Source organism: Dactylosporangium darangshiense (assembly GCF_039537565.1).
GTDB classification, from domain to species: domain Bacteria; phylum Actinomycetota; class Actinomycetes; order Mycobacteriales; family Micromonosporaceae; genus Dactylosporangium; species Dactylosporangium darangshiense.
The window spans coordinates 1-11,854 of sequence record NZ_BAABAT010000103.1 but is presented as its reverse complement, the minus strand read 5'-3'; the positions used below and the strand labels follow the sequence as shown (position 1 = coordinate 11,854).

Genomic DNA, 11,854 nt, shown 5'->3' with positions numbered 1-11,854 from the left:
CCGATCGAACTCGTCTGGGGCAACCTCAAAGCCACCGAACTGGCCAACCTCTGCCCCGAACACATCAGCGAAGCCGACACCGCCGCACACACCGGACTGCACCGCATCGGCAGCAGCTACGACTTGTACTTCAACTTCCTCGACCACACCGGCCTTCGTCTCTGACGAAGCGTCACTCAAATATCGAAAGATCTCTAATTTAATTGTTTGGGCGGGCTGTCACTCTGGCGACGGCGGGGTTCGGTGTCGGTTCCCTCGGTCGTGATGACCGCCATCCGGGCTGCTCCAGAGATCTCCCGGCCGATGTAGCGGCGGCCTTCCAACCAGTCATCCGTCGGCTCGACCAGGACCCCGCCGACCAGGCGGATGATCGCCGCCCGGTTCGGCGCGTCGCCGATCGCCGCGACGAGGCGCGCCCCGGACAGGGCCGTCAGGCCGCGCAGGACCGCCGGCCAGCCGGCGGTCCTCGTCCGGCGCGCTACGTCCACTCCCAGTACCTCGCGACGAGCGCGTCGATGGCATGGTGGAAGGGTTCCTGGGTGCGGGGTTCGGGCTGTCCGCGCCGACGATTATCCGACTGGTCGTACAGTGGCAGGACGCGCCGGCCGCATGCAACGACCCGTGGGCGTCCACTGTGGACCGTGTTGCCCTATGGCCGGTCCGGCGGGCAACCAGTGCTCCCCTATCAGAGGTCGTTGTTGTTGTTGACCATCGGACGTCGGGCCGAGGGCATCCACCGACTCGCTCGGGCATGGGAGGTTTCCGCGCCAGCGGTATGCGGCCGTCGTAGGGGACGTCCAGCAGGTACGTAGGTAGGTACCGGATGTCCGCCGGCCCCGATACCGGATGGGCGGTCCTCCGCAAGGCTGAGGCAGAGCTCGTTCGGCTCGTCGGAGAAGGCCACACGAACCGTTCGGCAGCCGGCGAACTCGGTTTGTTAGCCGATGGCGTTCAACACCAATCTTCGATTGATCTTCACCGAGCTGGGACATCCACCCGAATGTGGCCCCGGCAACGCGTTGTACGACGGGCCCGGTGAAGCCGCGGTGAACCGGAAACCAGAGACGGACGGCCCGTCCCTGGTTTGGCACTCGCCGACGAGGGCGTCCGCTCTACTCCGCGACGAAGGTAACCCGGCGACGCCGTCGCAGCGCGATGACGAGCGCAGCACCCCCGGCGATCAGCACTGCACCTGTGCCGACCATCGGCAGGGTGCCGGACGAGCCGGTCACGGGGAGGCTCGGTCTGCCCGACGTCGACGGGGACGGCGAGGCACCAGCCGACTTCGAAGGCGTCGGCGTCGCCGATGGGCACGGCCCATCGAGCTTGATCCAAGCGCTGACGACGTGGTCGACCCGGTTCTGGGGGTACCCGTCGGCCCACTTCGCGTCGTACGCGAGCCGCGCCTGGGCGGCTGGCTTCGCGGCGGTCGAGACGAACTGCACGACCTCTTCCGCCTTGCCGTCGGCACGGGCCTTGATACTGTTCGGCGGCTTCGCCAACGCGTCAGCCGGCTCAAGTGCCACATTGCTGATCGTGACCGCGCTGCCGTAGTTGTTGCTCAGCTTCCAGGTGATCTTCCACTTGCCGGCCGCGTCGACACACTCGGCCTTGCCGGACACGCTGGAGGCGTGAGCACTCGCTTCAGTAGGGAACGTCGCCGAAAGACCGACGGAAGCCACCGCGGCGAGGCAGACTGCTGCCACGCCCCTGAAAAACTTTTCCCTCAAGTCGACTCCTAGGTTGCGGGAAACGCGATGACATGACAGCGCCGTCGCCGAGAACGCGTGGGTTCAGGTTGCGGCCGAAAGTCCGGGGGGTGACGCGGCAGCAACGATCCGCACGTACGGGTTCTCGGCGACGGCCCACAGGCACGACGGGCCGTCGCCCCGATCGGTTCAATCCCGGGGCCGGATACCGACAGGCCCGGTCCGCAACAGCGGCCCCATCGCCGTCGTCGAGGCGGCGGCGTGCCGGCCGGGTGTGTAGCTGGTACAGCCCCTCGATCCTTGGCGTAGCCGTGGTGGGCGATCCGTGGGCCGATGCCCCTGCTCGCCCGGCGTTGCTGTACTTGTCGTGGTCACAGACGCGGTCGGCGAACAGTTTTCGTCGGGCGTCGTCGGGTTCGGCTGCGGCGGCCGCGGACCGGTGGGACCTTGTCGACCGGTGGCAGCGGTTGCGTGATGTCGTGGCGGTTGCCTCCGGTCAGTGATGCGCACCGGGGGATACCGGCGCCCTCGGTCGGAGGTGGCGCTTCGAGCCCGGCCGAGCGTTGTCGATCGGGCTCGATGTCGTAGTCGGTGGGCGGCGAGTTGAGCTGCTGCTTCGGTTTGCGGCTTGTTCGTCTACCAGCAGCCATGCCGAACCGTCACCAGGTGCAGAACCTCCGAGGAGGATTTCACCTCACCGCGCCGTCCACTGATTTGAGCTCATGAGCCCGGAGGGGGCGCCGACCCGTGAACGACCAGCACCGGACATGTCGCGTGTTCGGCACACGCCGCGCTGACCGAGCCGAGCAGCAGGCCCGCGAAGCCGCCGTGCCCCCGGCTGCCGACAATGAGCATCCGCGCGGTACGGCTCGCCTCCAGCAACGTTTGCGCTGCGCCACCCTCGATCACGACGGTGCGCAATCCCGAAGGCTTGTCGGCGGCGAATACCTCGTCGAGGGTCGCGTCGAGGATGCGTTGGGCCTCCTGCGCCGGATCCCAGTCGGCGGGGATGCCCACCCATGACACGGGGAATTCCCACGTAGTGATGACGTCCAGCCGGCTACCGGTGGCGTCGGCGAGATAGTGGGCCCATCTCAGGGCATGCGTCGACGGCTCTGATCCGTCGACGCCGACAACGACGCTGGGCGTCCCGAACGTCTCGACACTCATCACGTTGCTCCTCGTGAGTAGCACATATCGTCAATGCGCTTCGGCGGATCCGCACAAGGCGTCCGCGCAGACGTCGACCCCCACGACCGATCGTGCGTTTGGCACTCCACGTTCAGCCGCCGTCGTAGCGTTCGGCCTGGTAGGAGCCGCGGCCCGGGCGAAGGTGCCGGCCAGCGCCAGACCGGCGAGTGCCATGACCACCACGCCGTACTGCGTCGCTGCTGTTGCGACTCGTTCTCCGTGGGCCACCAGGACGCCGGCGGCGACCGACGGAACGCCCAGGCCGAGGTAGGACACGAGATAGAGGACGGACAGCACGCCGGAACGCTCGTCCGGCTTCGCCAGCGGGAGGACGGTTCGGATGCCGCCCTGGAAGCCGGCCCCGAATCCGGCTCCCGCTACGGCCGTGCCGATGAAGAAGATGACCGACGACAAGGCGGCCACGCCGGCGAGAGTGATCGCCACGCCCCCGATGAGCAAGCAGGTACCGAGTCGCATGGTTCTCCTCGGCGCCGCGGACCGTAACGTGGGTACGGTGAGGGCCGCGCTGCCGGCAAGGACGAACAGGGCGGAACCGCCGAGGACGACGGCCGACGAGCCGACCACACCGTGGACCAGGGCCGGCCCGAGCGAGGCGTAGAAGCCCGCGAGTGCCCATACCGCGATCAGCGCCGGGGCGACGCGGAGGAATGCCCCGCGCACATCCGGCGGAAGGTCCACGTCAATCCGCAGAGAAGCGAGCGCGCCGGCTTTCGGCGTCACGGTTTCCGCCATGAAGACGACCCCGACGGCCTGGATGATGAACAGGACAGCCAGTACGTAATACACCAGATGCGTCGGGGCCGGCAGGTATCGCACCAGCAGCGCCGACCCCAAGGCCCCCACCGCGGTTCCGGTCATCGGGGCGATGGCGTTGGCTATTGTCCCGCGTACCCGGTCGATGTCGATCAGTCCGGCGCCCACTGCGCTTACCGCGGCCCCTGTAGCGAGCCCTTGGACGATACGTGCTGCGGCCAGCTCCGCGACACCGTTCGTGTTCGCGAAAAGGACCATCGTCGCGGCCTGAACGACTGCCGAGGTAAATAGGACCGGCCGACGTCCGATATAGTCGGAGAGGGATCCGACCAGGAGCAGGGCTACCAGTACGGCGATGGCGTACACACCGAACACCACTGCGGTGACAATCGGGGAGAAGCCCCACTCGGCTTGATAGAGCGCGTAGAGCGGCGTCGGTGCGCTCGAGCCGGCCAGGAAGAACACGACCATTGACGCCTGCAGGTAGAACGCCGCTATGGGCGGTAGGGTCGCTCTTCGTTGCACTGACCTCGACCCGGATACCCAATCTGTAGTCGTCATCGCACTCCTTCCTCGAAAGAATCGGCGCCGGCGAGATTCCAGTCAGGAAGGCCGACGCCATGAAGTCATACTGTCCGCGTACGCATCGCCGCGGGTGGGTCCTCGCAACGGGTTGGGGTCCACTCGGCGGCTACCCCGCCTCATGCAGGCGTTCCAGGGGGCGGGCTGCCATGTCGCCCGTCGGATTGCGCCACGCAATTCGCTCGGTGGGATGGCCCTGAACGCGCAGAACGCGAGGGCACTGCGGCGGACCCGCCTACGCGCGGGTCCGCCGCTGGTGATGTCCCTTAGGAGTGCTTGTCTGCGTCGATGATGACGCGCACCACCGCATCCGGGTGGGTAACCATGATCACGTGAGAGGCGCGGACCTCGGTGATGTGCGCGCCGGCTCGTTTGGCCATGTACCGCGCGCCGTCGGGGTCGATGGCATGGTCCTCGGTGGCGATCAGTGCCCAGCTCGGGATCGTCTTCCAGGCCGGCGCACCGGACGGTTCGAGGAAGGCGGCTTGGGCGAGCGGCCGCTGGCTGAGTGCCATCGCCTCGGCTTGTGCGGCGGACACGTCCGCGGCGAACACCCGCCGGAAGAACTGCGGGTTGATGTACAGGTCTTGGTCGACGCCGCCGGGCGCCGACGGGTTGGGGTATGCCCGCTGGAGGAGGGTGTCCGGCCCCAGCTGACTGTTCGGGTACTTGGCGGGGTTGGCCGCGACGGCCGTGGCCTCTCCCTGGTCGGGGATGAAGGCCTCTGCGTAGACCAGCGCCTTGACGTTGTCGAGGCCACGGGCCGCGTTGGTGATGACGGCTCCGCCGTAGGAGTGGCCGACAAGGATCACTGGTCCGGTGACTGATTTCACGACGCTGGCGATATAGGCAGCGTCGCTGCTCAGCCCACGCAATGGGGTGGCCGGAGCGATGACGGGGTAGCCGTCGTGGCGGAGTCGGGTGATCACGCCTTCCCAGCCGCTGGCATCGGCGAACGCGCCGTGGACCAGAACGACCGTGGGCTTGGGCGTCGTCGTTCCCTGTGCCGACGCCGAGTTCGCCAAGAACACGATTCCCAAGGCGGTCAGCGCTGTCGCGAGTGCAGCGAGTGCGCGCCGAGGGGCGCGGAGCAACTTCATCGTCATCTCTCTTTCTGTCCAACGGCCCTGGTCGGTTCCCGACCTCCCAAGGCGAGGCCGCCGCATTCATGGGGCGGTCGTCGCGTTCAAAGGATCCCGGTGGCCGGCGCCGGGCGAATCGCGTGTTCCAGGTATTCGTTGTGGGACGCCGTGGTGACGGCTTCGTCGAGGTGCGGCGGCGGTGCCGCCTTATGCGGATCCGGTCAGCCGCTCGGTGTACAGGCGAGCGAGTTCGATCCGAGACGTGATGTTCAGCCGCTCGTACGCGTGCCTGAGGTGAGTGCCGATGGTATGCGGGGACAGGAAGAGTCGCTGGGCGATGTCCTTGTTCGTGGCACCGGTGGCGGCGAGATTCACCACCTGGGCCTCGGCATCGGTCAGTTCGGGCCAGGAGAGAGTGACTGCGACGGCCCGCCGTGCCCGCCGTACTCCTAGACCACGCAGGCGCCGCCGGACCCGTGACGCGTCGCGGTGCGCGCCGGTTTGCTCATAGATGGCGAGTGCACGGTCGAAGTACTCGATGGCCTCTCCGGCGTCGTGCGCGACGGACATCCGGCCGACATCCTCCAGTGCGGATGCCAGGGCAAGTGGTCTGGCGAATCCGGTTAGGATTTCCGCAGCCTTGCGGACGCGGGACACATCGGATTCCATGAGGCCACGGGCGTGCAAGGCCACCGCCCTGAGGATCGGAAACGCGGGGTTGAGGTCTGCGCGTCGTTCCGCGGCCGTCACGGCCAGCTCAGCCAGATCCGGCCGCCCGGCCCGCATCGCGATGCGGGTGAACTCCTCGGCCGGGTCTGAGGGTGCCGGGAATGACGGGCCTTTCTCCGCGAAGCTCGCGATGGACTCGCCGAGCACCTCCAGCGCCCGCTGCGATTCGCCGTCGGCATCGGCGACCAGCGCCGCTAGCCACGCGCCTGCCTGTCGGGTAAGGCTCACCTCCGAGCGCATCATCCGCTCCGCGTCGGCGACGCTGAGCGCCAGTTGTCGCTCGTCCCCTCGGTGCAGTGCGACTCGTCCGAGGTTGTAGAGGCAGGTGAAATCCGCGAAGTCGCCGACTCCGAGGTCGTCGACCATGCCCAGAACGGAGTACACCTCGTTCTGTGCGTCCTCCAGCCGGCCCTCCTCAAGTAACGAGCTGGCGTGCACCATCATCCATACCCGCAGGGCGGCGGCCTGGTTGCTGCGCCGGGCGGCTGCGATGCCCGCTGCGGCCTCGGCGGAAGCCTCGTCGGGCCGCCCGAAGCCCCGCGCCAGGAAATGCGACCACGTGGCCTCAGGCAGCCATGATGTGGTCAGGACACCTGCCTGCTCGGCGAGACGTCTTGCCAGCCGCATTCGGTCGTCGGCGTCCTGCCAGCGATCGTCATAGAGGGAGATCACGGAATCCGCGACCAGCGCCGTGGCCTTGCTCGCCCAATCTCGCGTTGTGTCGGCGGCTTCCAAAGCCGCCGGAATGAACTCTTCTGCTTGCGCCAATTTCCCGGACAGCACCAGATTGAGGGCCAGCATGGACAGCAGCTCCGCGCGGTGCGCGTCGCTCAAACCTTCTAGGCGCAGCGCCGCGGTGCATTGCCGCACCGCCTCGGTGACGTCGAACTGGCTCGAGAGTCGTACGATCGACAGCCGCAGTGCGACCTCGCTGTCAACGTCGAACTGGCCGTTCAGCGCTAACTGGGCTAGCCGTTTGGCCTGCGCGGCCTGACCGTCCTGCCAGAGCAGCAAGGTCGTCTCCGCGGCGATCGCCGCTCGGTCGGTGGCAGTCTGCGGCACCAGCTCCAGTGCCCGGCCAATGAACGTTGCTGCGGTTCCGGGCGCGCTGGCGGCGAGTTCCCTGGCTGCCCGGCGCAAGATCTCCACCGCCTCGAGGTCGCCGGGCGTGGCGACCTCGCACAGCATCGGACCGACTTCAGATGCCGATCGGCCTGACTCCAGCAGCAGGTCGGCGATCCGCCGGCGCAGCGTTCGGCACAGATCGGCTGGCCAATCGGCGATGACGACGTCATGAATCAAGTCGTGGCGGAAACGGACGACCTCTTGCTCTCCGTCCAGCAGGTCGGCTTCCTGTGCCTCCATCAATGGGTCCAGCAGAGCTGACGGCGGCTGATCGAGCAGGCGGGCCAGGTGCCCGATGTCCACGCTTCGACCGAACAGCGCGGCACTCTCCACCAGGTCGCGTGCGCCCGGCGACAGACGCGCCAGTCGGTTGCCGATCAGATCGGTCAGGCGGGCCGGCGGCAGGCCGATACCGGCGAGATAGGCCGTTCCCTCCCTGATCGCGATTACTCCTTCCTCCTTCCACCCGTGCAGGAGTTCCTTCAGCAGCATCGGATGCCCGCCGGCGTAGGCCAGCTCGGCAAGGAGGTCGTCGTGCGGCTCGGCGCCCACCACGTCTCGCGTCAGCTCCCCGACCGCGTCAGGGGCCAGCGGCGGGAGAGGGACGACCGTCGCCCCCTGTTCCTGGAGGTGAAGGATCGTCTCCCGTACGGCTGGCTTCAGGCCCCTGGTACGCGAGACCACCATCCACAGGATGCGCTCGGTGCTCAGCCGCCGGCCCAATGATCGAAGGGCGAGCACGGTGAGGTCATCTGCCCATTGGAGATCGTCCAAAGCGATCAGCAACGGCGCTGTGACCGCGGCGCGCTGCAGGATGTTCTCGAGCTCCTGGAGAACCCAGAAACGTGCGTCAGTGGTGTTCAGCAGTTCACGCATCGTCTCGGCGTGGACCATGGGCGGCTCAGTCGCGAGCATCGCCGACAACAATGGCGCCAGCTGGACTCCCTGGGTGTCCGGGTCGCCCCAGCCGCGTAGAACACGCAGCCCATCGGGTCGCTTGCGGACGACCTCTTCCAGCAGGCGGGTCTTGCCGGTTCCTGAGTCACCCTCGATGATGATGACGCCGCCGCGACCCTCTAAGGTCGCCCCGACGCATTCCATGATGTTGGCTAACTCGTGGTCACGGCCGCGTAGCACGCCAGGCGCGCCGAACGCTGAGTCCAGGACGTCGCCCATTCGCTGCTCACCGCTCAAGAGGTGCTCCCGAAGAACTGTGATAGGAGGCGAGACGTCCGGCGGCCCGTCCGCAGCTGGTCGGGCCGCACAGGAGGACTGCCTGCGACACACCGAGGTCGTCGCGTCGGGGCGCGGTAGAACACGGGGATCCGCCGGTCGAAGACCGCAACGTCTCGATGCGCAGATCGTCCGCGTCGTGCTCGACGGTCACACGCCTGCTATCCATGCCGATGCGAGTCCTCCGGACTTCAGGCGATGGTGGCCACGTGCATCGTCTATGGCGGACGGCGGATCGTCACTCACATGAATAGGTGAGGCGGCGACCCACCGCGGTTACCGAACCTCCGTCGCTGAGGGCACGAGCTGATCGGTGAGGATGAGCTGCGCCAGTTCCGTCCGCGAGCGGACACCGAGCTTGGCGAAGGCATGGCGTATGTGAGTTGCGACCGTGTGCGGCGACAGGAAGAGCCGGTCGGCGATCTCGCGGTTGGTCGCCCCTTCCGTGACCTGTTGCACAACGCGCAACTCAGCCGGGGTCAGCGACCGGGTGCTCGGCTTCTGCGCCGGAGCGCTCACCCGCCGGCGGCGGACACCCAGGTCTCGCAGCAATATGCGGATCCTGCCAAGATCCGCCCCTGCCCCGGCCTCGGCGTACACGGTGAACGCCCCGTTCAGCGCCATGACCGCGGCCGCGGGGTCATGATTGCGCAGGAGCCGACCGAGATCTTCCAGAGCGGCGGCACGTGGCAGCGGGCGGGGGACGGAGGCCAGGAGATCGACGGCTTTCCGCAAGGCGGACTCATCGTCGTCGAGGAGACCCCTGGCATGCGCTGCCACGGCTGTCGCGACGGTTCGGTCGCGTTGGACCATGCCTCGCCGCCGGCAGATCTCGGCGAGCGTTTCAGCGCGGTCGCGGCGACCGGCGTGCAGTGCCATCCGTATGAACAGCGGGTCGTCGGCTGGATCGGCGGTCACCTGTGGCGGTTCGCCGTCCGCCACGCAACCCGAACGGAGCGCCTCCAGCCACTGGGCAACGGACCGGACGGCCTGCGCCGGATCGTCCAGCATCCGTTGGATGCGCGGCTTGATCCGACGGTATGCCGCTTCATCGCCGGTGTGGATGGCCGCGCGGGCAAGTACATAGATAATGGTCACATCTGCAAGGTTTCCCTCGCTGAGCTCGTCGTGTGCCGAGAAGAGCGCGTCGGCCTCCGCCCTAGCCTCCGAAAGCCGTCCAGCGTCGAGCAGCGCACGCGTCCGGGCCATCGCCCACAGCCGTCTGATCGCGGGCCGGCCATGCGCCTGGGCCTCGCCGATTTGCTCGTCGATCACCGCCAGTGCGTTGTCCGGTTCGATCGCCACCGCACCAACCAGGGTGATCCACACCGCTTCGGAGGCCGCGAACGGATCATTGCGCGCGAGGCCAAGATCGGCACGCAGAGAATCAGGTTTCACCTGCTGGTCCCGGTGATACATACGTGAGATCGATTCGGCCCTGACCGCCTTCGCCCGCAGATCCTCATCACCGGTGCGGTCGGCCGCCTCCATGAGCAGCCGTAGTGCGTGGGCAGCCGCCTCGGTACCCCCGCACAGTGTGAGATTGAGCGCCAGTGTGCACAGCAACTGTGTCCTGACCTTTTCGGAGAGGCCAGCTAGTTCGAGTCCTTGCCGGCACTGCGCGACCGCGTCTGAGAAGGAGTATGGACTTGCCAGACGGGCGGCGCCGAGGCGCACCAGGGCCTCGCCCTCAGTGCCGAGGCCGGCGGGATCGGCCAAAGCCGAATGCAGCAGGGTCAAAGCCTTGCCGAGCCGGCCGTCCTGCCAGAGGAGGTGGCCCGTCATGGCGAGCAGGTTCGCCCGCTCCGGCCCTCGGCCTGACAGTTCCGATGCCCTCAAGGTGAGCTCGGCAGCCCGACCGGGAGCCGTATCCGCAACATCGGCAGCCGCCTCGGACAACACCCGTATCGCGATCTTGTCGCCGGGCTCAGCGGACTCGGCCAGCATCCCCACGAGCTCGACGGCAGGCGTGCCCCGAGCGAGCCGGACCTCCACCGCCTGGCGCCTGATCGCACGGTGAAGGCAGGACGGAACACCCTCCTTGACGGCCTTTCGCACCGGCTCGTGGCGAAATCGCAGTCCTGGCCCATCCGCAATGAGCAGGTCCGCTGAGGTCAGTTCGCGCAGCACGCTCACCAACTTCACCGGCCGTTCCTGCAGCAGGACGGCCAGCAGGTCAGCCGGGAACGACTCTCCGAGCAGCGAACCGATCTTCGCGGCTCGTCGGGCGTGCGCCGACAGCCGGGCCAGCCGCAGCTCGATCAGATCGCGGAAGCGCGCCGGCGGGTTCAGCTCGGCCATGTGACGAGCGACATCGGAGATGACCAGCGCGCCCTCATCTAGCCATCCGCGAAGCAAGGCCAGGATCAACTGAGGGCGTCCTTCGAGTCCGCCAATCGCCTGGGTCAGGGCGTCGTCCGCCGGGACGCCGAGAAGATCTGTGATGATTTCGCCGACCGGGAGGTCTGGCAGCGAACCGAGCCGGATGGTCGGCGCCCCCGCACGCATCAGTCGACGTACGGTGTCATCACCCACTGGCGACGATGCTTCGGCACGTACTGTGATCAGCCACATGATAGGCCGACCGGCCAGCCGCAGTGGCAGGTTGCGAAGCGCCAGCAGGGTCACGGTGTCGCACCACTGGAGGTCGTCGATGGCAATGACCAGCGGAGCGTGTTGGCTGGACTCCTCCAGCCGCTCCTGTATCTCCTGCAAGAGCCAGAAGGGCGGATCGGCGGCCGAGGCAAGATCCATAAGACGGGCCTGATCAAGCAGCCCCGCGCCGCATCCGCGCAGCGCCTCCAGCAGAGGCGACAGCGATGGAGCGAGCTCCCGCGGAGAACCCGCGCCATACCCGGCCCGGATTCCGCGCTCGGCCGCCAGGCGTCCAACCTCGCCCAGCAGCCGGGATTTCCCCGACCCCACCGCACCGGTGAGCAGCATCACGCACCCGTTGTCAGCCAGGCCGTCCAAAGCGCGAGACAGCAAGGCCAGTTCGGTGGACCGGCCGCGTAATGGAAGGTCGGTGGGGGGAAATCCGCTGAGGGCAGCTCGCCGCGATGCATCCATGATCGGCTGCACGAGCCACGCTCCCCTGTATCGCACGGATCAATCGGTTGAGCGTCGCGTGGCGTGGCTGCGGGTATCGGCTGGCCGCCGAGCGTTGCGCATCGGGAACCCGCCGCAAGACTAAGCCGTGTTTCGTAAGTGGCGTGGGCGGGGGTTGGTGGTGGTTGCCGTTGGGTCTATAAAGTGCCGTTCGTGGCGGTAGTGGCCGGTGTTCGTCGGCGTGGTCCGAGCCAGGCTGCCGCGTGGAGCTATGACGGTCCGGTGTCGGTGTTGCGGCTGCCGCTTGATGTACATGATCCGCAGACGCGGCGGCATGTGGAGCGGGTGTTTTCGGCGGCGTTCGCGGTCCGTCGGGCGGTG

The 11,854-nt window shown here is 67.4% G+C and carries 7 protein-coding genes and 1 pseudogene; all 8 read right to left on the bottom strand.

Annotation, left to right across the window (positions count from 1 at the left end):
* Positions 1–194: 194 nt before the first annotated feature.
* The 8 genes and pseudogenes from ABD901_RS57235 to ABD901_RS57200 all read right to left on the bottom strand — a co-directional run bounded on the left by ABD901_RS57235 (position 195) and on the right by ABD901_RS57200 (position 11,506).
* Positions 195–488, bottom strand: a complete 294-nt coding sequence (locus tag ABD901_RS57235; RefSeq protein WP_345144579.1) for a hypothetical protein — start codon at positions 486–488, stop codon at positions 195–197.
* A 624-nt stretch (positions 489–1,112) separates the two neighbouring features.
* Positions 1,113–1,730, bottom strand: a complete 618-nt coding sequence (locus ABD901_RS57230; protein ID WP_345144577.1) for an LPXTG cell wall anchor domain-containing protein — start codon at positions 1,728–1,730, stop codon at positions 1,113–1,115.
* A gap of 269 nt (positions 1,731–1,999) precedes the next feature.
* Positions 2,000–2,286 (bottom strand): annotated as a pseudogene (locus tag ABD901_RS57225) (IS5/IS1182 family transposase); the annotation flags it as partial.
* 143 nt (positions 2,287–2,429) lie between these two features.
* A complete protein-coding gene (locus ABD901_RS57220) occupies positions 2,430–2,879 on the bottom strand; it encodes a universal stress protein (RefSeq protein ID WP_345144575.1) in 450 nt (149 codons plus the stop codon).
* Positions 2,880–2,909: 30 nt separating this feature from the next.
* Complete coding sequence (locus ABD901_RS57215) at positions 2,910–4,145, bottom strand: MFS transporter (protein WP_345144573.1); 1,236 nt, start codon at positions 4,143–4,145, stop codon at positions 2,910–2,912.
* 377 nt (positions 4,146–4,522) lie between these two features.
* A complete protein-coding gene (locus ABD901_RS57210) occupies positions 4,523–5,362 on the bottom strand; it encodes an alpha/beta fold hydrolase (protein ID WP_345144571.1) in 840 nt (279 codons plus the stop codon).
* A gap of 183 nt (positions 5,363–5,545) precedes the next feature.
* Positions 5,546–8,368, bottom strand: a complete 2,823-nt coding sequence (locus ABD901_RS57205; protein ID WP_345144569.1) for a helix-turn-helix transcriptional regulator — start codon at positions 8,366–8,368, stop codon at positions 5,546–5,548.
* A 333-nt stretch (positions 8,369–8,701) separates the two neighbouring features.
* Complete coding sequence (locus ABD901_RS57200; RefSeq protein WP_345144567.1) at positions 8,702–11,506, bottom strand: helix-turn-helix transcriptional regulator; 2,805 nt, start codon at positions 11,504–11,506, stop codon at positions 8,702–8,704.
* Positions 11,507–11,854 lie beyond the last annotated feature (348 nt).

What these genes read in the sequence shown, in the direction of transcription:
- ABD901_RS57220 (WP_345144575.1), bottom strand. Translation starts at nt 2,879, where the DNA reads ATGAGTGTCGAGACGTTCGGGACGCCCAGCGTCGTTGTCGGCGTCGAC.
- ABD901_RS57215 (WP_345144573.1), bottom strand. Translation starts at nt 4,145, where the DNA reads ATGGTCGTGTTCTTCCTGGCCGGCTCGAGCGCACCGACGCCGCTCTAC.
- ABD901_RS57210 (WP_345144571.1), bottom strand. Translation starts at nt 5,362, where the DNA reads ATGACGATGAAGTTGCTCCGCGCCCCTCGGCGCGCACTCGCTGCACTC.
- ABD901_RS57205 (WP_345144569.1), bottom strand. Translation starts at nt 8,368, where the DNA reads ATGGGCGACGTCCTGGACTCAGCGTTCGGCGCGCCTGGCGTGCTACGC.